At 33.0% G+C, this 23,250-nt stretch carries 24 protein-coding genes; 3 read left to right on the forward strand and 21 right to left on the reverse strand.

Annotated elements, in window-relative coordinates; translation table 11 throughout:
* From ACFO7M_RS07050 to ACFO7M_RS07115, 14 genes are all read right to left on the reverse strand, one after another.
* Nucleotides 1-1,833 (reverse strand): type VI secretion system Vgr family protein, encoded by a 1,833-nt coding sequence (locus ACFO7M_RS07050; RefSeq protein ID WP_379713536.1) that lies wholly within the window; start codon nucleotides 1,831-1,833, stop codon nucleotides 1-3.
* A 59-nt stretch (nucleotides 1,834-1,892) separates the two neighbouring features.
* Nucleotides 1,893-2,372 carry a hypothetical protein gene (locus ACFO7M_RS07055; protein WP_379713538.1) on the reverse strand — a complete coding sequence of 160 codons (480 nt, stop codon included), beginning with the start codon at nucleotides 2,370-2,372 and terminating at the stop codon, nucleotides 1,893-1,895.
* On the reverse strand, nucleotides 2,360-3,124 hold the full coding sequence (locus ACFO7M_RS07060) for a hypothetical protein (protein ID WP_379713540.1): 765 nt from the start codon (nucleotides 3,122-3,124) through the stop codon (nucleotides 2,360-2,362). The genes ACFO7M_RS07055 and ACFO7M_RS07060 overlap by 13 nt, the downstream gene beginning before the upstream one ends.
* Before the next feature lie 15 nt (nucleotides 3,125-3,139).
* Nucleotides 3,140-3,535, reverse strand: coding sequence for a type VI secretion system tube protein TssD (tssD, locus tag ACFO7M_RS07065; RefSeq protein WP_379713542.1), 396 nt, complete (start codon nucleotides 3,533-3,535; stop codon nucleotides 3,140-3,142).
* Between the two features lie 131 nt (nucleotides 3,536-3,666).
* Nucleotides 3,667-4,053, reverse strand: a complete 387-nt coding sequence (gene tssD, locus ACFO7M_RS07070; protein WP_379713544.1) for a type VI secretion system tube protein TssD — start codon at nucleotides 4,051-4,053, stop codon at nucleotides 3,667-3,669.
* 44 nt (nucleotides 4,054-4,097) lie between these two features.
* On the reverse strand, nucleotides 4,098-4,484 hold the full coding sequence (gene tssD / locus ACFO7M_RS07075; RefSeq protein ID WP_379713546.1) for a type VI secretion system tube protein TssD: 387 nt from the start codon (nucleotides 4,482-4,484) through the stop codon (nucleotides 4,098-4,100).
* 379 nt (nucleotides 4,485-4,863) lie between these two features.
* Nucleotides 4,864-5,394 (reverse strand): hypothetical protein, encoded by a 531-nt coding sequence (locus tag ACFO7M_RS07080; RefSeq protein ID WP_379734815.1) that lies wholly within the window; start codon nucleotides 5,392-5,394, stop codon nucleotides 4,864-4,866.
* A gap of 55 nt (nucleotides 5,395-5,449) precedes the next feature.
* Nucleotides 5,450-6,817 (reverse strand): DUF5458 family protein, encoded by a 1,368-nt coding sequence (locus ACFO7M_RS07085; protein WP_379713550.1) that lies wholly within the window; start codon nucleotides 6,815-6,817, stop codon nucleotides 5,450-5,452.
* Between the two features lie 36 nt (nucleotides 6,818-6,853).
* Nucleotides 6,854-7,300, reverse strand: a complete 447-nt coding sequence (locus tag ACFO7M_RS07090) for a hypothetical protein (RefSeq protein WP_379713552.1) — start codon at nucleotides 7,298-7,300, stop codon at nucleotides 6,854-6,856.
* A 28-nt stretch (nucleotides 7,301-7,328) separates the two neighbouring features.
* On the reverse strand, nucleotides 7,329-7,844 hold the full coding sequence (tssO, locus tag ACFO7M_RS07095; RefSeq protein ID WP_379713554.1) for a type VI secretion system TssO: 516 nt from the start codon (nucleotides 7,842-7,844) through the stop codon (nucleotides 7,329-7,331).
* A gap of 8 nt (nucleotides 7,845-7,852) precedes the next feature.
* Nucleotides 7,853-9,019 carry a hypothetical protein gene (locus ACFO7M_RS07100; RefSeq protein ID WP_379713556.1) on the reverse strand — a complete coding sequence of 389 codons (1,167 nt, stop codon included), beginning with the start codon at nucleotides 9,017-9,019 and terminating at the stop codon, nucleotides 7,853-7,855.
* 18 nt (nucleotides 9,020-9,037) lie between these two features.
* Nucleotides 9,038-9,979, reverse strand: a complete 942-nt coding sequence (locus tag ACFO7M_RS07105; RefSeq protein WP_379713558.1) for a TssN family type VI secretion system protein — start codon at nucleotides 9,977-9,979, stop codon at nucleotides 9,038-9,040.
* A gap of 2 nt (nucleotides 9,980-9,981) precedes the next feature.
* A complete protein-coding gene (locus tag ACFO7M_RS07110; protein ID WP_379713560.1) occupies nucleotides 9,982-10,914 on the reverse strand; it encodes a hypothetical protein in 933 nt (310 codons plus the stop codon).
* A 6-nt stretch (nucleotides 10,915-10,920) separates the two neighbouring features.
* Complete coding sequence (locus tag ACFO7M_RS07115) at nucleotides 10,921-11,574, reverse strand: C40 family peptidase (RefSeq protein ID WP_379713562.1); 654 nt, start codon at nucleotides 11,572-11,574, stop codon at nucleotides 10,921-10,923.
* Between the two features lie 226 nt (nucleotides 11,575-11,800).
* On the opposite strand from ACFO7M_RS07115, the gene ACFO7M_RS07120 reads away from it, so the two are divergent.
* From ACFO7M_RS07120 to ACFO7M_RS07130, 3 genes are read left to right on the forward strand one after another with little or no spacing between them, the layout of a single operon-like run.
* Entirely contained in the window at nucleotides 11,801-12,877 is a 1,077-nt protein-coding gene (locus ACFO7M_RS07120; protein ID WP_379734817.1) for a PKD domain-containing protein, read from the forward strand.
* A 17-nt stretch (nucleotides 12,878-12,894) separates the two neighbouring features.
* Nucleotides 12,895-13,968: a PKD domain-containing protein gene (locus ACFO7M_RS07125; RefSeq protein ID WP_379713566.1), complete on the forward strand. Its 1,074-nt coding sequence runs from the start codon at nucleotides 12,895-12,897 to the stop codon at nucleotides 13,966-13,968.
* 24 nt (nucleotides 13,969-13,992) lie between these two features.
* Entirely contained in the window at nucleotides 13,993-16,437 is a 2,445-nt protein-coding gene (locus ACFO7M_RS07130; protein ID WP_379734819.1) for an AAA family ATPase, read from the forward strand.
* Nucleotides 16,438-16,475: 38 nt separating this feature from the next.
* Here ACFO7M_RS07130 and ACFO7M_RS07135 read toward each other — a convergent pair whose 3' ends face one another.
* From ACFO7M_RS07135 to ACFO7M_RS07165, 7 genes are all read right to left on the reverse strand, one after another.
* Entirely contained in the window at nucleotides 16,476-18,320 is a 1,845-nt protein-coding gene (locus ACFO7M_RS07135) for a type VI secretion system baseplate subunit TssF (protein WP_379734820.1), read from the reverse strand.
* Between the two features lie 4 nt (nucleotides 18,321-18,324).
* Complete coding sequence (locus tag ACFO7M_RS07140) at nucleotides 18,325-18,759, reverse strand: GPW/gp25 family protein (protein ID WP_379713572.1); 435 nt, start codon at nucleotides 18,757-18,759, stop codon at nucleotides 18,325-18,327.
* 1 nt (nucleotide 18,760) lies between these two features.
* Nucleotides 18,761-19,450 carry a hypothetical protein gene (locus ACFO7M_RS07145; protein ID WP_379713574.1) on the reverse strand — a complete coding sequence of 230 codons (690 nt, stop codon included), beginning with the start codon at nucleotides 19,448-19,450 and terminating at the stop codon, nucleotides 18,761-18,763.
* Between the two features lie 134 nt (nucleotides 19,451-19,584).
* Nucleotides 19,585-20,916, reverse strand: coding sequence for a retropepsin-like aspartic protease (locus ACFO7M_RS07150; RefSeq protein ID WP_379734822.1), 1,332 nt, complete (start codon nucleotides 20,914-20,916; stop codon nucleotides 19,585-19,587).
* A 65-nt stretch (nucleotides 20,917-20,981) separates the two neighbouring features.
* Nucleotides 20,982-21,695 (reverse strand): LytR/AlgR family response regulator transcription factor, encoded by a 714-nt coding sequence (locus ACFO7M_RS07155; protein WP_379734824.1) that lies wholly within the window; start codon nucleotides 21,693-21,695, stop codon nucleotides 20,982-20,984.
* A complete protein-coding gene (locus ACFO7M_RS07160) occupies nucleotides 21,692-22,759 on the reverse strand; it encodes a sensor histidine kinase (RefSeq protein WP_379713580.1) in 1,068 nt (355 codons plus the stop codon). Before ACFO7M_RS07160 ends, ACFO7M_RS07155 begins: the two co-directional genes overlap by 4 nt.
* A gap of 70 nt (nucleotides 22,760-22,829) precedes the next feature.
* Entirely contained in the window at nucleotides 22,830-23,213 is a 384-nt protein-coding gene (locus ACFO7M_RS07165) for a DoxX family protein (protein WP_379734826.1), read from the reverse strand.
* Between the last annotated feature and the right edge of the window lie 37 nt (nucleotides 23,214-23,250).

Here is a 23,250-nt window from a genome sequence, read left to right on the forward strand (position 1 = left end):
TTAAAATGCATTAGATTTTTCACCACTTTTTTTCACCACTTTCTGAGAAGCGTTTACCACTATACTTTTTTCAGTTGTACTTAATTGTGCCGATTTCGCAATTTCGGTACGTTCGGTCGTTTCGGATTCCCTGTTGCCTTTTACGATTTCAAGCAAACTGCCCATTACATTGACCAAGTAATTTTTTCCAACAGAAACATTATGGAAAGCTCCGGCAATAAGATTTTTATTTGCTCCAGCAGTTTCAGTAATATCGACACCCGCAATAACCGATAAATTCTGTCCTACATTGATACTCATATTTTTACCAGCAGTAATTGATATATCATTGGGTGCATTCACACTGATATTTCCTTGACCATCCATTAACCAGGTATTGCCACTTGGATCTTCTATAAAAATGCTTCCTTGAGCATCATTAAAAATCATTTTGGTTCCTGAACGGGTATGAATGACCTTCTGATCATTGCCTGATGTATTGTATCCTGAAATTTCAGCACCGTTGTATTGCGTTCCAATCACAAACGGTTTTTCCGGATTCCCGCCTTCGAAAGAAACAAAAACTTCCTCTCCGATTTCGGGTATAAAATAAAATCCTTTACCTGATCCTGCATGAGGAGTAACCAATCTAGTCCAGTCGCTTTCATGATTCCAAAAGAATTTCACTTTAATTCGTCCCATTCCGGCTGGATCATTGTTATCCGTTACAACTGCAGCTTGAGTTTCTGCTTTAGGATATACCAACGGATTTGTGTAAGGTGGTACTTTGACATCTCTTGGAATCGCTTCAAATTGGCATTCGTAATGACCGAATCCTTTAGAATAGTGATGAACCCCTATGGCAATAAATTCTCCTTCTATAAAATCCTTGGTTATGGTAAGTGTTCCTCCTATTTGTAAAGGAATCTTACTCAAACCGGAATACGTCACTACATTAGCTTCTTTTGCTTGTTGTTTTGTTTCTTGTATTCTCTGAATATCTTGAGCTTCGTAAGCATTACTCACAAAAGCATGATTCTCATTTTCTCTGTTATATACATTACCCGATGCGTTTTGAGCATTTTGAGCAATGTAGCTTTTGGTATTATTTTGGGGTTGCAAATTTTGCGCATCAATTTCTGACGCCAAATTATAATCATACCCTTTGTAGGCAATCTTTTGTGGTTTCAATCTACTCACTACCTTAAAGCTATGTAGATTGACACCATTTTGCAATGATGCTTTCGATGTTTTAAGCGATCCAAACTTCAAATAATCACCGTCGTAATACATCCATTCTCCATATTGAACAGCTAACCTTTGAAGAAATTGAAAATCGGTTTCATTGTATTGTACGATGTAAGGAAAAACAGTTTTATTCACTGTATTCACATCGGTTCCTGTAAAAATCCCTTTGACAATATTCTGGTCGGTTTTCCTTACAATATCTTCTAAAGAATTCGAAAAATGGGTTTCACATTGTTGAATTTCATCCAATAAGATAGTCGGACTTTCACCAATGATTTGAAATCCCTTAGAAGCACCGTCATTATCTAAAATTTCCATTTGTGAAATAATTCCTTTAAACTGAACATTTTCACCCCTAGCACTATCTTTAAATACAATCAGTACTTTGGCCCCCATATATTGTTTAATGAAGTCCGCCTGATCTTTAAAATTCATCACAACATCTCCGATTCGCCATGTAAAACTAAAGGTGTGATGCCCTAGTAGACTTTGGTTTATCATTAGATTATAATATACAATTTGTCCGCTGTAACTGCCTATCTGGATACTTACCCTTTCTTGCATGGCATCGGTCACTTTTTCCATAATTCCATTCATAACGCTCATAGTGATTGTTGTTAAATTTTAAATAGGTGCTGTTCTCTTAAATTTTTGTAAAACTGTATTTAGTCTCTTATTCCACTAATCAAATGAATTGCTTCTTTGGTTATGGTATCGTATAAAATTTGTTGTTTGTAGGGAAAATAAACTCCTTCGAAAACTATTTTATTTTTTAAATCAAACTGTTTGATTAACGTTTTATCCTTCAGATTATCTGTATAAAATGACAAATCGTTTTCAACAAAAGGGTAATCAACCCTTGTCTTTCTGAATTTCGAATTCAACTCATTTTGAATTGGAAACTCTTCATGCTTTGTTAACTTTTCCATGAAAGAATCGTTTACCTTGTATGTAAAATAACCCGAACTCATAAAAGTTGGTGCAACTTCGGAAAATTCACCTTTACAATCTTTGATTTCATTTTTCATGGTATCGGACAACTTAATCAGTTTTGACAATTGTTGTATTGGATTTTCCTTCTTTTCGAGAAAAGAACAACTAAAAAGAAATGCGGAAACCAGAAACATAGATTTTATTTTTCCCATGTAGCTTCAATATTAAATTCCTGATAAACATCGCCTCCAAAACTTGGAATTTTAAAATTCATTTCAGACTCCAATTTGCTGGAAATCAAAACTGGTAATTTTCTCTTTATGGTTTGACCTCTTGGCGCACTATCCACTAAATTTTCAATGCTAAAACCAAGTGTTTCATCAAGTTTGTTTTGCCAACTTTTAGGCAATCTTGTACCCGAATACCAATGACTTCTATTATTAATTATGGCTTTTATTTTGTAGGTATTGTTCACTTTTACCCAATATATTTTTGCTTTGTACGAACCTAAAAACCATTCAACGACAGTATAATAATCTTTCATTCCGGTCTCAGCACCCACAAAATGAAAACTGGCTTCGAATGGATTGGGTCTCATTGCATCTGAGACCTCAAAAAATTTCCTTTTGATGGAATTATTTGTTTTGGTTCCTGAGAAACTGGGAGATTTAGCAATATCTTTTGAAAACGCACTGTTGGTATTGAATATGATTTTGTCACCATTCCACGATGCATTAGGCAACATTGGAGAAGTTTCAAAAAACCATATAGCAAACAGTTCATCCCAATTAGCAGTGGTACCTGCTTTAGGTAATTCCGGAAATCTAATTTTTAAAATTTGTTCAAGTTTCTTTTTTATCCACTCATATATCTCGTATTGATCAACAGGAAAACTGTTTGATTTTAACTTATGTATGATTTCAAAATCGGACAGGAACAAAAGTTTTGATTCATAAGAAAGCATAGAAATTTCTTTATTTTATAAATCCAATGACCATGGTTTGCCTAAAACAGCACCACTAAAGTCAATATCTTTAGCCGAAAGCAGCAATTCAATTTGCATCGGCACTTCGTTATTTGATCTAAAACTCTCATGAAAATTGATACAGAAAGCTTTTTCAAATTTTAACTCTTTCATTTTTGACATGGCATCACGTCTAAAAAAAGTAATTTTTCCGTTTTTAGTTTGCGTACTGCTTATCATCCATTTCATAAAGTCAACACTTTTGGTAGACTCTACAACAAGTCTAATATTACCTCCCTGAGCAATTGTTTGAGGTTTTCCATTATGATCAACTTCCTGCGTAATGTGCAGGTCAAACTCTAATACATTGTAGGTTTCCCCATCTAATTCAAATTTTGCTAAAAAAGACATGTTATATTGTTTTAAAGGTCAGAATTCCATTAAAAATTGTCGAAAAACCAACGAGATAAATTTTGGGTCTTCATCCCGTTGGAATTATTTCGACATCACAAATAAGTACTATTTAAAAAATAGCTTATTTCTTATACCCATTCGTTTTCATAAACTCCTGTGCCCATTTCGATTTTTCTTGCCGAAATAGTAAAAGTTTCTGTTAACGGGTTTTTTCCTGTTGAATCAAAGTTTTCTTTGTGTTTAACCAAATAGCCCTCAGTAAATTTCAATTCTTTCAAAGTTGCATCACTGTCTCTTTTGAAAAACTTCACACTTCCGTCTTTACGCTCGAAACTGTTAGTCATCCATTCGAATAATTCAGTTGATCCTGTTCCTTCGATTGTTACATCAATTTTACCTCCTCTTGTTACTGTTGAAGGACGTCCAGTTGCATCAGTTTCCTGAAACAAACCATAGTTTACGTTTAGTACGTTGAATTCTTTACCTCCAACGCTTAATCTTGCTTTAAATGACATAATAAAAAATATTTAAATAATTAATAAATAAAAACATAGTACAATTAAACCCACTCGTTCACATGCTCTCCAGTTCCCAGTTTAATGGATTTTGCAGATAAAACGAAGGTTTCAGTTAATGGATTCTCACCCTCAGAATCGAAATTTTCTAGATAATTCACAATATAAGCTTCTGTAAACTGTAATTCTTTGAGAGTTGCATCACTATCTCTTTTAAGGAAAACGATACTACCATCCTTACGTTCGAAACTATTGGTCATCCATTCAAACAAATCTGTTTCACCAGTGCCTTCCACTGTAATTTCAATTTGCCCTCCTCTAGAAACAGAAGAAGGTCTGCCAGTAGCATCAGTTTCCTGAAACATCGCATAATTAACATTCAAGATGTTTCGCTCTTTTCCAGCGACTTTAATTTTAGTTTTAAATGACATATAAAATGTATTAACGTTTTACAATTAGCTTAATCGAATCAAAAGACAATAAAAAACCACACCAAATAACGGTGATACAGAAATAATAATTGAATTGATTCTTTGTAGTTAATTAATTGAATTGACTACATAAAAAAGTTGATTATGAAGTGGCACAGATTTGATCTGTTGATCAACTCATTCTTTTGAAGTTTGAAGTAGTTTCATATTAAAAATGCTGAATTAAGGTTAAATAAAAAATAATACCAATGAATATAAATATATAAGTGACGAATGTAAGAATTTTACTTCAAAAATAAAAATAAAATCGTGTTATTTTTCTTACTTATTTTAAATCCCAGTAACCATAAGTCATTCGAAAGCATCAACTTATAAAAAATCAATACTTTCTAAGGCATTTAATATCTTCATTTATTTGTTTTGCAGTTTTTTTATCGACTCTAAACTCATAATCTTTCTGATAGGTATGAATCATAAAACCTTTGATAAAACTTTTCATGATGTATTTTATATCGTATTGCCTTAATTCTACCACAATATAACCTTCACAATTCACTTGATACTTGTTTATCAACTCATACTTATCATCATTAACAAAAGACAATTCTACTACATCATCTTTCTTAATACATGCATTGAATGAGAAAAGTTTGATATACAAAAATACTTTTGACCCTTTTCTTTTTCCAAGTTGAAAAGAGATATAATCCTGGTCTGTATTATACACTTTAAAATAATAAGGTTCTGTGTGGGCATAAGGTCTTTTATCCAGAAAATTTTCTTTGCTACGTGTAATTTTAACTCTGTTTTTAAACCTAATCTTAAGAGAATCTCGAGAAGACATTTGTGCCTGAACTCCAGTAACGGATAAACTAAAAAAGAGTACAGCAAGTATAAGTTTTTTGATCATAGTTATAGATATGAGTTTAAAAAAAGGGATTTTTCAATCCCTTTTTAGTTGCTTCTTATTTTTGTTCGTATTCAGTATCCCATTCTGTACCATCATCCCCTTTTTGACCTTCCATTTTGATCATGAAATTTTTAGCAGGGAAATAAGGCTTCATATGGATATCCAAATAAATTCTGTCTTTTTGAATTGGATCTTGTTCAAATCGTCTGATTTCGAAATTTTCAATCAGTTTATCCGGTCCTGTAATACCATCCAAAAACTGAACAATTTGTCCCATGATTTCTTTACGTGTTTTAGCCGTGAAGTTTTCAAAAGCTCTTCTATTTAAGAAGTCCATTAAAACTTTGGTTACATAATCAAATACACGAACAACAGAATAGGTTTGTAATCCTAGGTTATCTCCATTAAATAATGTTTTACCAGAGAAAGCCATAACTTTTCCATATTCATTCACCATTGGAATCAATCCCATGTTTTCCAAATTGGCAATTTCACTTTTTTTCAAGTCGAAACGAACACCGTCAACCTCGTTGATTCCTCCGAATTTTTTACCTGCAGTCACCTGAGACATTAACGTTTTATAAATTTTTCCGGCCAAAGCAGCTGATGGCGGTACAAAAAGATCTTCTGACTCTCCAACGGAATCAAATTTTCCTCTTCCTACTAACCAGTTACATGTCATTAACACATTCGAACGATAAATATCACCTCCGGTCAAATAAGCTGCATCAAACATTTCCATCACATCATCCGGTTCATCAAGATGTGCGAAATCCGTTACCAACATCACTTTATTTTCATGAGCGATTTTAGCCCATTTTTCGACAACTTTATTGCTTCCTAAATAACCTGGAATCACTAACAAACCGTAATTATTTTTTAAATCCAAACGATCATAATTGTCTACTAATTCATTGTGAATTGCATCAATAAAACGAGTGTTATCAAGATCTTGCAACTGATCCAATTCTGCATTGATAATTGTTGCATTTCGAACTTTATCCGTTTCAGTATTTTTATAGAACAAACCGATTGTTCTGTATGATTGTTCTAATTCTTTTGTTTCATGTATAGCAATGGCTAAGTTTTTCAATAAGGTTTCTTCAGCAACTTTACTTTTATCTTCGCTTTGTGCCACCATATCGGTTAGAGATTCATTTTCTTTTAAAACCGAAGCCCACATTTGTAATGTTTTCTTCAAAGTTTCTCTTTCCACTTCTTTATTCGCTTCACTCATAAAAATCTGACGACGCGCTTTACGGTCTGGATTCATATTTTGAGCACCTTCAATGGCTGTTTCCAATAAATCGAAACCACCATACTTAGCTAATTTCTCAACATTCAGTTTAAAACCGCTTTCTTTCTTTTTTGGTTCCAATACAGCAGTATCGGTATTTTGAGCTTGTAATTGTTCTTTAGACATACTATTAATTTTTACTGTTTATTGACTGTTATACTTTTACTTTTGATTCAATTCAGAAATCAATTCTTCGATTGTTTCCAATAATGCTTTTTTAGCATCCGGATTATCTAAAGCACTTTTTAAAATTTTGTTTGTTTTCAATTGCTTGATAATTTTCTGATACTGATCCTTTTCAGTCTCTAAATTGGTAAGGAATTTACTTTGAGCAGTGATTCCTTTGATACCAAAATCTCCTAAATTATTGAACTTAAGCTCTTCGTTTTTAGATGCACCATCAGCATCTTCAAAAGCCACTTTTGCTGTGGGTTTGAAATGAGAAAAAACCTGTTCGACATTTGTCAAGCCTTCAACTAATTCTGGTTTAACTGGTGTATCACCCGTTAACTTTTGCGCAATTAATGTTCTGTTTTGAGGGATTTCCAAGATTGCTTCGCTAGCATCTAACTTTACCTCATTTCCTCCGATTCCGTAATTTGATAACATAAGATTATAATTTGTGTTTATAAATAATTTAGTTCGCTTTGTTGATTTGTCTGCAAACCTCTAAATCTCTTTTTACAATTTCCAACTCGCTTTTATACGTTTCAATTTGTTGCAAAAGTTTGTCCATTTCTTCTTTGCTTTCCCCCATCATCTGAATACTTTTTTTAGCATCAATTAGTTGTCTGTTAGTCAATATGATATTGTCATACATATTGTCACGCAATAAACTGTCTTTCGTTGGAATAGACTGCTGCATACTGATAATGGTTGAAATGGCTTTTTGCTGATTATAATAAAAGTCTTGTCCGGGAGCATTTAACGAATCAATTGACGATTTCAGATCTTCCATATTTTTGGCAAAATCTTCTTGAAACATAAATTCCCTAGTCATGATTTCGTTGTCTTTTTTCAATTCACTATTTTCTTTCCAGGGCAAATAGTAATCAAAGAAAATAGCCCCAATAATAACAAACATGGTAATCCCAAATACACCTATAAAAGCTACGAAAGATTTTGCTCTTTCTTTTTTGTTTAATACTTCCATTCTACTTTTTAATCTTCTAAAAATGTTTTATTTCTTTTCGATGAGTCCAATGCCATATTTTCAAGTTCCAGTCTTTCTTTGACAAAAATCCCGTTATCTTTTCGCTTACCGATATAATCCAAATGATTAAGTGTCGAAAACAATTCGTTGGTAATTTGCATGAATCGAAGCGTTTTCTCGACAGTTTTATCTATCTGAGTGTGATTGTAACCGACATTAACCAAATCAGTAAAAGTTCCTTCAAATTCTCCTTGACTGATACCGCACCATTCTGCGATATAATTCAAGAGCTCCTCCTTACCAGCTCCTGATTTTGAATCGATATAGTTTTTCATCATTCTAGCCAATGAAATCACTTGATCAAACATATATGCAGGTGGTTGATACTGTGAAAACCAACGAAATGAATTGATTGTCACTCCTAAATACATCGTGATTTTTTCTGACAAAGCCTGAATAATCAATGCCAATTCATTACTTTGATTACGTCTGTTAATTTTCTGAGAAATCTGAACAGTAAATAGTTCCAATTGCCCGAAAAAACGATCAATCTTAGTATGAATTTCCATTAACTTTTCATGACTTTGAACTGAAGTACAAGGAGGTATATAGTTCGTCATAAGGTAAGTTTCATTTTTATTGACAATAATTTTACCTAAAGTCAAATGATAACCTCCATAATTATTCTCGTTGTTCTTTTCAGGAACCAAATTCAGATTGAATGAAGGCAAAACGTTAGGATAACGAGGAGGATTTTCTTCAGGATCCGGGTTTCCAAACGGTTTTTTATCAAATAAATTCACCGAAACATTGACTAATAAAACCACATCCTGATCGGAATCAAGTTCGTATACCGCTTCGGGATATGGCATTTCCATGTTTAGCATATGCCTATTGTTTGCACTGATAGCAATGCGACTTCCGTTGGGTGTAACTGCATGACATTCTTCTACTTTCACCCTTAAAAGTTTATGATTATCAATAACCAATGAGATTTTCATTGATTCTTGTGCATTTCCTAAAGGAAGCAAACCATAGTTTAAAGCATTTAACTGAGTTCCCATTGCATCCCTGACCACATCACTGATATGATCTTGCATTCCTATGAAATGAGATTTATTAATTTTCATTCCATCTACCCAGTTCACCGGGAAATGATTTAGTTTTTCTAGCATAAAACCTTAGTTATAATTTTAATTCATTATTATCTTTCCTTGCTCCAATGATTCTTGTTGCCAATTCCCCTCATCCAAAGGCTTAGTTCTCAAACATATAACCATACTATCCTCTTGAATTCCATTCATATACATAGTTAATTCTGGATCGATATATTTAGATACTCCATACCAATTCGGTTTCAGATAGAATACCCAATGTTGCGGATTCCCAAATTCATCTAGTAGTTGAATGGGATGATCCGAATTTCTTGTATTATAATCATTAACAAAATGATAGAAAAGTCGTCCAAAATCCATACGAATAGGTGATTTGGCTCTAAACTCAGTTCGTATGTTTGAAGTAGGACTTTTATAAAAAACAAATGTGATCACCACCATATCTCTAAATTCATCGTCCTTTGGCTCGGCAAAGGCCCCAAATTCTGGGAATGGCCAGGTTTTATAAATTTTAGCAGGTATTGATACAGATGTTTTAAAGGTGGCAAAAATCCAGGTCGGTACTAAAAACATTAAAATACAAGACGCGATAGTAAATGCATAGGTAATTCCGTTCATATAAGTATACAACAGTAAAAAAGGAATGGTTCCAAATACAGCAATCAACATATTATAAACACCTTCCAACCAATAACTATCTAACTCATACTTCAACAGATAAGTTCTATAGAAAATAACATGCAGAGTACCCAAACCAAATAAAAGCACCTGATAAAAAACAAATTCACTATAAAGACTACTAATTGCCTTAGATTGTCCTAAAAAGGAAACCAAAGCAAAAACCAGTAAAGCCGAAAACAAATAGATGTAATACTTAGTCTTATACTGTGTTTTGAAATTTTTCACTTTATCGATAAAGAACATGGATAAAATAGCACCTAATAGCAATAAAACTACAAGGATAATTAGCAAACTAGGATCGATTAATTCTTTAAAATTGGGTCTAAATGCAGGTTTCATAATTATATTCTGGTAGTTATTCCCAGCACAGTTTCTTTTTGGTTAAAATCAAATAATTCTATTTCTTCAGGAAGAAGAACAGTTGTTTTTACATCGACTTCCATAGGCAGGAAATGTTCATAAAAAAGGGTAATAAATTTTTTAATTCCTCCTTCATGAATATATTCTGTGAATGCACTATTTCTTAATGGTCCGATTCTGAATTCGAGGTTTAAGGAATAATCCAAATACGACATTCCTGATATCATGTCAAGTCCTAATTGACAATTATTCAAGGTTACACTTTGCTCACTGTTTGATTGATCACGGTAACCTAACTCAATGATCTCCACTTTTTCTTCCAATAGATATTCAAGACATTCTGCCGTTTTATCCAATTTCCCAACCATTTTATGTACAAAAGGAATCAATCGGATAAACTTCGCAACTAATACTTCAGGCATTGATTTGTCAATATCCCAAAACTCATAGAAAAATTGAAATGTCTTTCCTTCATTCAATTTGAACAAAAAATCTTTTTCAGCCTTTTCTCTAATCAAACCGTTTAAAAAGAATTCATTTTCAAATGGCAAAAAAAACAACCGGGCTTCTTCTTCTTCTTTTTGCTGAACACGATACTCTTTCGTCATATCGTCTACCGACTGGTTCAATCGATCCGTTTTGGGGTAATGAAAAACGCCTTCCGGTAGACCATCATAAATCCCATCCCTTGAAACGTCAATTTTCAGAAACTGCGTTGCATCATAATCATAATCGATTATTTCACAACCCAAAATATCGGTACTGTATGGTCTTTTAAATTGCCCTTTGAAGTTGATTAAAAAATCAGGATTGTACTCCTTTTCTTTCTCCAATAAAGGTGCTAAGACTACTTCAGCTTTTAAATCAAAAGGCAGCGCATTAATTTTTTTCTTAACTTCTTCTATCCTATTCATTGCAAACTAATTTGTTTTATCATCATCTGTTTTAATCCTTCCAGAAGCAAAGTACCTAGTTTGAAAATAGTCATCATTAAAATTAAATATTCTTAATCCTGATGACTTAGTGGTCGCTAATATTCGGTCATTCTTAAGATAAATAGCCACATCAGAAATTGGATTATCCTTATTGTATCGTAGAAAAATCAAATCTCCTTCTTCTAAATCAATTCTCGATAAAAACAATTCGATGTCTTTGGATTTAAATATTCCTAATGCCGTTCTTGGCAAACTCTTTTTATAAGCTTTGCTGTACAAAGCTTGTGCAAAAGGAACCATTGCCAAACTATCTTTTGAAAATGATCTGTTTCCATAGGGAGTACCTAACCATTTATCGATATATTCATAAAAATCGTAACTCTTTATTTCATCAGGTCTTACACTCAATAAAACAGCATATTTTTCTTTTACTCGAATCTGTTCATCGGTAAGACCTTCTTCATATTGATCTGCTAATCGATGATTCGGTTTAGTTTCTTTAATCCCTAATTCATCTTTTATTTTATTTTCATCGTATTTCAACTTCAACGGGACCTCATCAATATATTTTGGGTTACCACAGCTAATTCCAAGAAATAACAATGTTAGTATTGAAACTTTTTTAATTAAGGAGTACATAATAAATTATATATTTGTAATTTATTTCTTACAAAAGAAATACTTATTTCAGAAATAAAAAAATGTATTAATCAATTTTAACTATTAAAAAAAGTTAGAGGCTAAAAAACACCACGTAAAACTCTTCTTACAAAACAAATATATAATTTTATATTTATGTAAGAATTTTTTTTCAAAATATTAGTTATAAATTTTTTTTTTCACTAAGTTCGTCAACAAAAAAATTATGGCTCGAGGAGCAAAAGGCATACAAAGTTTATTACTGAATTTTGATTATAGAATATTATTAGTTTTCATCTCCATACTATTTTTTGGAGCTGTCTTTCTGTTTTCAAAACTGATTCATTCTGTGGATTGTGAAAATGCCACATTCTATGTAGTGGCAAAAAACAGAATTGTTGGAGAAACCATTGAATTTTATAATGAAACCCCAAATGCAAGCACATGGGAGTGGAATTTTGGTGATGGTTCCAAAAACCAGTTTGAAAAAAATGTTACTCATCATTTTAAAAATCCTGGAAAATACAGAGTTACACTTAGCATTAATGACAACTGTATCGCCTACAAAGATGTAGTCATTAAATCAATCGGTGATTTGGCCAAACGTACAAGAATTCCAGAAATTATAGCTCCGAAAGTCGTTAAAGTAGGCGAAGAAGTCGTTTTTGATTACTATTACAACGGCAATGATATTTTTTCATGGGAATGGAGTTTTGGAGAATCTTCGAGACTTGACGATACCGAAAGCAATCCCGTTCATGTCTATAGAACGCCTGGACAAAAGAAAGTCACACTCATAATCAATGGGAATATTGCCAGCATGACATCTGCAACTATTTTTGTAAAACCAAAAGATCCGGAAATTGCAGATACACAAATTGAAGATGTAGAAATCAAACCTTTAAAACTTAGACCCGGTCCTTCACAAATTGATCCCGCTGAGGAATATGCTATGACGCTTCCTGTCGTTCCGCCTTCGTCGAAAAAGAGACAAAAAACGAACAGTCAAGGGAAAAATTTAGCACCTTCCATTTCTGAAGAACAATTCGAATTATTACTGCATCAAGTAGCAAAACAAAGTAAAACAAAAGATGATTTTGGCCCTTACTTATGCGAAGATTATAAAATACCTGTACTAATAAATGATTCGAAAATTATGCCTTTCGATGAATTTTGCAAAAAAATCACAGGCAAAACATTAAAAATTTCGAACATCCGATTATCAACCAATAATGACAATTGTGTTGTGAATGTTGAAATAGCATATAAAATAAAAAAACATCTTATTTGGATTACTGATTAACTTCCAAAAACATCCTTATGAATAGAAATCCAAGAGGCTTAAAACAAGTATTTGCAAATTTTGAAACCAAAATCATAACTCTTTTTGCCTTACTATTAGTTACAAGTATCATAGTTTTCAGCTTTAAATACAAAAAACATGTCGATTGTGATACTTCCGATTTTTACATCGTTGCCGAAAACTTTTCAGTAGGTGAAGTTATTGAATTTCATAACGAAACCTTAAACGCTACTGATTGGAAATGGGATTTTGGTGATGGTAGTCCAAGAGAAACCAAAAACCATGCATTACATAAATATACAGAACCAGGAATATATACCGTTACATTGGTGATTAATGGTTTTTGCCTGAAAGAAAAGAAAATCCAAATTAAGGATCATGGAGAAATTTTAGACCGAACAAAATTACCCACAATCATCGCTCCCAAAATTGCAACTGTCGGTCAAAAAATCAATTTCACTTACAAATACTATACGAATGAAACATTTTCATGGGAATGGTGTTTTGGAGAAACGGGTCAGATTGACAATACAAATGAATTTGCAAGTTATAGTTTCAGGACTCCAGGCCCTAAAACAATCACCCTTATTGTAAATGGCGAATATAAATTCAAAACCTCCAAAATCATTTACATCAAGCCTCGTCCAACCTTCAAAAAAGACAGTGAGATGATGTTGGAAGAAGGATATACTTATGAAAAACCTGTAAATGCTTTTTACAAACCAAAAGGTAACCCTAAACCCGACTATTCCGATACTTGGTTAAAACCAATTCCAACACGATCAAAAGAAAGACATATCACCGAATTCGCACCCGATATCTCTGAAAATCAGTTCGAATTGCTCATTCATCAGGTAGCCAATCAAACCAAGCAAAAAGAAGATTTCAGTAAATACATTTGTGATAATTATCAAATCCCTGTTATTAAAAACGGAGATCAGGTGATTGCTTTTGAAGAATTCTGTACAAGAATAAAAGGCAAAGAGATAAAAATTGAATCCTTACGACTAACCAGAGATAATCTGAACTGTATTGATGGATTTACCATTACCTATAAAGTCAAAGGACTTCTGGGTTGGACCGAGGACTAAGATAACGATAAGAAAAGCTAAAACATGATTACAGAAAATATCATTTTTCACGAAGACTTGCATTCCGCTCTTGAAATTGCAAAAAAAACTGCTCAGGAAGCCAAGCAAAAAGAATATACTGCAGCACATTTACTAAAAGCCATACTTCACAGAGATTTTACCCTGCTGAAAGAATTAGAATCTATGGGAAAAGACGTGTTTTTCATCGAAGAATGGGCAGAAGTACGTATGGATGAACTTCCAAAAACAATTAAACCTACGGAAGCGGAAGCACATGAATCTATCGATGAAGTAATCAGTGAAGCAGATGCTGTACGAGATATCTTAGGCAGAGAAGAAGTCGATTTGTTCGCTATTATGGTAGCATTGGCTACTCCTGGGGTCGGTTTTAACTTTGATCAAATGAAGAGTTTCCCCGTAACAAGAGCTGAATTGCTGACGGAACGAGAAGACGGAAAACTCAATTCTGAATTGCTTAATCTACCTTCAGAAAGATCCATTTCCAAATACATTCATAAATATTGTTTCAATAAAACAGCGAAAGCAAAAAAGAATCCGATTGAAATTGTTGCCAGAGATAAGGAAATCAAGGAAATTACAGAAATTTTATGCCGCTTTTCGAAACCCAATGTATTACTAAACGGATATCCTGGTGTAGGGAAATCGGCCATAATCAATGGATTTGCCAATGCAATAGTCACACACCAAGTTCCAGAAAAATTACTTAATACTGAAATTTTTGAATTGGACCTTGGAACACTTATCGCCGGTGCGTCCTATAAAGGCGAAATAGAAGACAGATTAAAAAAGTTGATCCAGGAATTAAAAACCTATCCCAAAGCCATTTTAGTTATCGATGGAATCCATGTTTTACTGGATAAAAATAGTGATAACGCAGGTATATCAAGCATCTTAAAAAGTGAACTATCCAAAGGATTAACCTTGATAGCAACCACAACTATAGATGAGTTCACTAAAAAAATTGAAAAAGACGAAGTTCTTTCAGGCATGTTCGAGATGATTAAAGTAGATGAACCTGACGATGAAAGAGCATTTCGTATCATCAAAACCGCAATAAAATCTTACAATGATCACCATACTATTAGAACTAATGATGAAACTATTAGAGAATCTATCCGATTGTCTAAGCGTTATCTAAAAGAAAAAAGTCTACCTGAATCGGCACTTAATTTATTAGACAGAACCATGTCGGTGATTAAAACCGCAGGTGAATCCTTCCTGTCTGAAAAAGAAATCCTAAAATCCAAGTTAAAAAAAATTAAGGATCAGGACAGCGATAGTCAATTTCAGGAAGCTTCTTGGCTCTATAGCGATATCAAAAGGAAAGCGCATTATTTGCTTACCCAAGAAAATTTTGAAAACGAAAACATTTCGGAAATCACTTTGGACGATTTATTCCTTAAATTGGACAATCTACTAGAGAAGCTCACTACTATTGCTCAAGAGAAAAAAGAACACATTGAGCCCATTGATTTGGGAGCTATTGTTGCTCAAAAAACAAATATTCCTTTGGGAAAACTTCAAACCGAAGAAAAAGACCGTCTACAAAACATGGATGCGATCTTGAAGAAACGTGTTGTAGGTCAGGATTTAGCAATACAAATTGTATCAGAATCCGTTCTAGAGTCTCGATCTGGTTTAAGTAAAGCTGGTCAACCTATTGGATCGTTCTTCTTTCTTGGTCCAACGGGAACTGGAAAAACGGAATTGGCCAAATCTCTAGCTGATTTCTTATTCCAAGATGAAAACGCCATTATTCGTTTTGATATGTCCGAATTCAAAGAAGAACATTCTGCGGCATTACTCTACGGGGCGCCTCCAGGCTATGTAGGTTATGAAGATGGTGGTCTATTAGTGAATAAAATCAGACAGAAGCCCTACTCTATTGTACTCTTCGATGAAATTGAAAAAGCACATCCTTCTGTATTTGACGTTTTTCTTCAAATAATGGATGAAGGAAAATTGCATGACCGTCTCGGAAAAGAAGGTGATTTTTCGAATGCACTTATTCTTTTTACGTCCAATATCGGATCTCAATTTATCGTTGATTCTATTACAAACGGTAGCGGATATCCAAGCTCAAATCAACTAATGGAAATCATGACCAAAAATTTCCGACCTGAGTTTTTGGGACGTTTAACTGAAATCATTCCTTTTGCACCAATCTCCAAAGACAATGCGATGGGGATCTTTGAAATTCATTTGAAAAAGGAATTGTTTGACTTAGTAAAGTCATTAGAAATTACCTTACATATTTCAGAAGAGGCGAAATCATTCCTAGTTGACAACGGATTCAATGCTACCTATGGAGCAAGACCTTTAAAAGGCATTATCCGATCGGAATTGAGAAGACCACTTGCTAAAAAGATTATATCCAATGAAGTCAAAGAAGGTAGTGTGGTAACCATTGCTTTGGAAAATGGAGAATTAACTTTGTCAATTGTATAAAAAAAAGGAGCTATTTAAGCTCCTTTTTTATTTATTCATCAATTAACAATTAAACGATACGGGTATGTATTTGAGGATACCTGATCGAGTTTATGCAATAAATTATCGCATAAATAATTCCATTCATTATCGGTAACCGGATATTCCGTATCGGTATTTTTAGTCACTTTAATATCGATTGTTCTTACAAAACCCGTTTTGAGAGAAGTATCAATCTTCGTTCCTTTACCTACTTCAACTTTGGCTATTGAAAATCCAAAATGATTCATTGTAAACGTTTTTATATCTGCGAAAGTAACAATACGACCGTGCGTTAATAAAGCCTCTCTGTAAGAAAGTATCTTCTCTCCTGATGTAAGGCGTGTTTTTCCTCCTACACTTGTTTGCACCAAATACATGGAATTTGCAATAAAATCAGTTCCCGACGGCAAATCTAATTTCGTACCCGGTTTAATTTCATTAGCCTCTTCCCCACAAGTTGACCAAAAGCTGACAAAAAATGAGTCGTTTTCATTTCTATCTTCATTGCTATTCGGTTTTATGATAACATAGGGAAAATTGGATTTGAGAAACGAGTTTTCTTTCGTTTGTTGCTCTAAAGTTGCAATGAGCTGATTCATTTCTCCAATCACATTTCGAACAAAATCACCTCCTAAAACAGAAAAAGAGGCACTTTCATCCTTTAACAATTCCAATAGGTATTGCATCATTTCTGAAGCATTGCGCTCATCAAAACGCTCCACACCTTTGTGTCTTAATGTGGCTTGGCCGGATTCTATACTGGCTCTGGAAAAATCTTTCAGATGATAATTAAAACCTGTCGTGTCCGTAATCTCTTCAAGATCCAAAAAATGATCATTGTTAATTAGGGGAACATAGTTAATATAGGGGTCAATTCTTTGAGCCAAATTGATTAACCTTTTGTTGATAACAGGAAAACAATTCAACGAAAAACTCAGACTTTCAAAAATAGTATTGTTGATAACTTCTGGGAATTCAATCCTTAACCAGAAAACGTCTTTTTTTGCCGTTAATTTATCACTTTCGAAAGTATTTGCGATTTCTTCTGGAAGAGTAAACATATCGGGTTGGAGTGCAATTTCTTCTGTAAGATGAATGAATTTATCAGCATAAAAAGTATTGACTTCCGAATAAATTTGGTTGATGCGATTGTAATTTCTGGTTATAATTGCATCAACGTCAAAATCTTTCGTAGTGACATTATAACCTTCATTGAACTTAATTTGTCTGTCTCCAATAAAAAATTTGGCTTGTTTGAGATAATGATAAAATACTTCCCGTTGGTGCGAATTTTTAATTTCAACATAAAACATCAAATTCTTCAAAATTTCGTCAGTATCCAAACATTGAATACCTAGCCAAAAAGTTGAAGACTTCAACGATTTTGGCGATCTCAAATAAAATTCCTTATGAATTGTGTTATTGAATTGGTATAATGAAGAACCAAAAGCCATGAATTCCACTTCGGCTGTAGTCAATTGAAATGGTGCAGTTGGCCCAAAAAAGACTTCTTTGATAGTCGGTTTCACCGGATCATAAATGTTGGGAATATTCCTCTTGCAGAAAAACTGATGTTCCAAAGAAACTTTATAATTATTCTCAGATGGCTTAGCGTGAACAATTGTTCTCGATGGCAATGCCCCAGCATTTGAAGCGGGCGACATAATTTCGATCAGACGTTCAACAATTCGGGTATGGGAATTATTCAGTTCTACGGACAATTTTTCCAATTCGGAAGCACATGCTTCTAAAAGTAATCCAACAATTGGATCGAAGGAAGTTTCCAGTTCACTGTCATTATATCCCCAAACTCTTGCGGCTCTTTTTAATATTCTATCTTTAATACGTTCTTGAATCTCCATAATTTTAAATATAAGAAAGCGGTCCTACGAAAAAGTAGCCATAAAAATTAAACGGTCTATTGGTTTTTTTCACATGCCCTTTTATCACAATATTGATCTTTTTTTTCATTCTGAGATTATGATTATAAGAAGCAGCTTTGGCTTCTGTGATAGACACTTCAATTTCGGTCAATTCTAATCTATACTCATGTTGTTTCACTGCATTTTTGAGGGCATCTCTGATTTTATCTTTTAATGTATTTTGATCTGAAAGCAAGTCAAAATCCATCTCCCAAATTTTACATCCGAATGTTTCATCAAATTTGCATTCGCCAAATGACGAAGTGGCCACAAGATTTATAAATTGTGCTATTGAATGTTCGATATTCGTTTTTTCAATCTCTTTCTTCCCAATCAAATCCTTAAAACTAATTGGTGTTTTATAATATATTCCGTACATCTTACAGGTAAATTATCTTATTAATTTTTCCACTTTTATCCAATTCAAACTCCTTAATGCTTTTATTTCGTTTCATAACTTGAATTTCAACATTTGGAATTGTTTTAATGAACTTTTCTCGGTAGCGAATATCTCCAATAAATCGTTGTCCATTACTGTTATCAATCACACAAAAGAAATTGTCCCTTTTCGAAGTAGTAAAAAGAGTTTCCGGAATTTCACCTGCTACAAGATTGGCTACCGCATCCCCTTTTTTTAAGGTATAGGCTAGATAATTCTCTTTAAGGGTACGGTATCTAGATACCTCAAAATGTTCGATATTTACCTTTAACGGTTCATAGGAAATAGAAGGTAGACGTGTAATTTGTTTTTTAAACCATTCCAGACCAAAAAGTGAAAAACGTCCAATACTTTTAGTTGTCAATTCCTTCAATAATAAAGTATCTCTGGTGACCTGATAAAATGTGGTTTCATTCGTTTTATCATCAGTAACACTCATTTTATAAGTCATCAATTCGAGTTCGGATACTTTATTGTTTTTATGCAATTTTACTGTAACCAACCCTGATTCTTCATCGGTTATGACAATAGTTATGGTGTGTTTTGTAAGAGCAGAATCGAATTCACTCATTTTCTCTCTCTCTCCTACCCCGGCATATAAAGGTGAACCGGGATTATCTGTTATAGACATTGAAAGTCCTAGTTGTGGAAGTGGCATTACATTTTTTTATAAATGTAAGAAAAATACTTCAAACAAAACAAGCTTTGAAAATTGTTTTAAAAAAAAGCTATGACAATCAAAATAACCAAATGATTACCAAACAATTATAATATTTTTTGAAGCTGAAATTTACCTTTTACTATAACTCCTTTTCTATCGACTTCGAGACGAATCATTTTACCCTCTTCGGAACGCAAAATCTCTACAATTTCTTCCAATTTATATTGATAAGCATAATGTCCGTTGATATTAACAATAATATCTCCTTTTTGAAAACCTGCTTGTTCTGCGGGAGAATTAGGTCTTATCTTAGTAATTTCATATTTTGGTTTTAATGAAAACTGATACTTAAAACTTATTGGAGAAGCATCTCTTAAGTCAACATTTATAACATTCGCAGGAACCAAATTTGCTCTAAACACCGTTTGCTCTTTAACCCAATGAAGACCAATGTGTCCAATCTCCAATCCACTCATATTATAGTTGAAAGGTTCCTTGAAATCAAGATTCTTTTTAAGATAAATCGTACCATTAGCATAATCAAACAATACATGGTATCGCTTAAGTATTTCTGAACCAATAGAACCATTTCTGCCTGATCCCATGTTTACATGACGAATCGATTCTTGATTCGGAAAGGATATTGTTGCATTATCGATAACACTGGTTCCCAATTTGATTTTTTCTACCCGAGATCTTTTACCAAAAATTTCTCCACTAAAACCGTTTCCTAAAAAATCATCAAAATAATTTTCTGGAGAAACAATGTTATTTTCCTTGTTTTCAAAAAGCCAAATAGCATCGCTACCTCCAGAATCTACTAACAATCGAGTATTAATTTCTTTTCCATTTAATGTTACCTGAGCGTTGAGATACGGTTTTTTCATTTCGATATCCAAAGGTAAAACATCATAAGCTTTCCTTCTTTTTTCAGAAAAACCTGAACTTTCTTTATAAATAGTAATTTTTTTGGCTTTGTAATTCACTTCTACAAGATGATTCTTAAAAAACTCATATCCAATGATACCATGGACAGGAATACCTATCTGTGAAGAAAAATTGATTCCTTGATCCAAAATTATAAATACATCATGATTTGAATCTTCAAACTCCTTAATTTTCAACGTATTCGTTTTAGAATACAAAGCATCAATAGGTTCTCCATTACCCAATCCGCGCATTTTTATTTTCCTTACATTATTGAAAGTAATTGAATCTGTCTCTTCAAGGCTAAATAAAATCGTATTATCAACTCCGGTATCTAACAAAAAACTTAATTCAGCCCCATTAATATTTACAGGAATAATGATTAGATTATTACTGATTTTGAACGGGATTGTGATTTTCTTTTTCTCAGAATTAAATCGAAACCCTTCCTGAGAAAAAGAAAAGTTAAACGCGCTCAAAAACACGATTATGAGGTAAATTTTTTTCATTAAAATGTTGGATTGATGATTGAACCTTCTCTATAAAGTTACAAATTCCCTAGGTAGGATTTTCTTTATGAAAAGTTAATGTTTTTATTTTCAGATTCTTTGTAAGTTCGCCCAACAGGAATTTTCACACCATTTACAACTAACTCATTCGCAGCATAAACTTCAATTTTATCTATTGAGACAATAAAAGATTTATGCACCCTTCTGAATTTATTTTTATCCAAAATGTCTTCAATTTTACTTATTGGCATTTTGATTTTAACATCTTCTGTTTTGGTATGAATAATAATATACTCTCTGAAACTTTCTATGAAAAAGATATCATCAGAAAAAATTTTAAACTGACGTTTACCCACATGCATCAAAATGTAATTACGCTCACTATGCTCGATCAAGGCCTCTTCAGCTTTCAAAAAATGCTTAAATTTTTGAACCGATTTAACAAAGCGATCATAAGGAATAGGTTTCAACAAGTAATCAACGACATCTAAATCATAACCCTCCAAGGCATAGTCATGATATGCCGTAGTCACAATTACTGCAGGTGGATCTGTTAATTTTCTTAAAAAATCGAATCCTTTCAAAATGGGCAAATGAAGATCCAGAAACAATAAATCAATGGTTTCATTTTTTAAAACCGAATGAGCGTGTATTGCATCGGAACAAATTTCAACCAATTTCAGCTCTTCATCCCTAGCTATAAATGATGCAACAATTTCTGCGGCAATAGGTTCATCTTCCACAATCAAACATCTGTATTTTCTTGAATGCTGTTTCATTTGTTAAAATCAATTTTTAGAGAAACCGAATAGATATTATTCTCTTTCTTGGTTTCAAGATTGTACTTTTTAGGGTAAAGTAATTCCAACTGCCTATTGATATTCTGTAATCCGATTTTTGTAGAGTCTGTCCTATTTCGTTCGTCAGTCGAATTGGAAACCTCATAATGCAATAGATTGTCTTTTAATTGCAATTTAATAGTGATGAACGCATCTGAAATGCTCTCCGAAGCTCCATATTTGAATGCGTTTTCAACAAACTGTAATAAAATCAACGGCGAAATTTCTTTAAAAGGCTGATCAACTTCATGAATAAATTGCAAATTCAGCTCTTTATGTCTTATTTTCTGAATGGAAATAAAATCTTGTATATTTTCTATATCTTTCTCAATTGGAACAGTATCTTTTGCCGATTCAAAAATATTATACCGCATAATTTTGGATAACTTCAAAATAATATCCGGTGTTTCATCCGATTTTTTAATTGCCAAACCATAAATATTATTTAGGGTATTGAATAAAAAATGAGGATTAATCTGTGCTTTCAGAAACTTCAATTCGGTTTGCAATTTTTCCGATTTTAATTCACTCAATTCATTTTTCATGACCAAATGTTGACGGAACTTTTCAAAACCCAAAGCCAATGAAGCACCAAAACCAATATTCATCAAAGCATTGAAAATACCAAACAATGAAAAACTATCCACATCCTCCTTGACTCTATATATTACTTCATAAACAAAATAGTGACAGGATACGCGGAAAGTGATTACAAAAAAAGCAATACATAAAATAACCGCTACTACCTTAACTACAACAGATCTAAAAAAAGCTTTTTCAGAATCTATGATTGCTAATAAACAATAAAAACAAGGTACGATCGACAAGTCAAACACCAGTATCGAAATAACCGAAAAATTGAGCACATCCAACCAATCAGTCCGTAAATGTTGAGGAAGATAGGTACTCAAGTAAGCATACTCCGAATTAACTTGATAGATAAAATATAATATCCAAAAAATAAGATGAGATGAGACTTTGTTTTTCATTAATACGAAAATCATGATTATATCTTTTAAAAGTAGAAAAATATCTACAAACAAACGTTTGTGGTCTACGAATTACTCTAAATAATCACATTTCTTTTCTAAAAATACCTTTCGGGAACCAAAAAGACAGGAACACAAAAATCAAAATAAAATTAAATTCAATCCCATTTCTACCTCCTCCAACAACATACCAACCTTCCCAAGCATGTACCATAACGATACCCGAAATCAACACTAGGATATTCAAAATCGCCGTAGGTTTTAAATGTTTATTTACCAATAAAGTATAAATTGAAAACAAATGGATTAATTTAACGGCAATGGCTACAGGTAATCCCAAAAACCCAAATCCTTTGGGAGACAAATAATCAATTCCAAAAGCAATCACATCCCCAGAAACGATAGATGGAACGCTGTGCATAAACATCACTACTGCCATTCCAAATCTCAGCAAAAAAGTATCTTTCATATTTTTTTATTCAAGTGTAAGAAATGATTTCAGGATT

Source organism: Flavobacterium sp. GCM10023249, from assembly GCF_042653365.1.
GTDB lineage: Bacteria > Bacteroidota > Bacteroidia > Flavobacteriales > Flavobacteriaceae > Flavobacterium.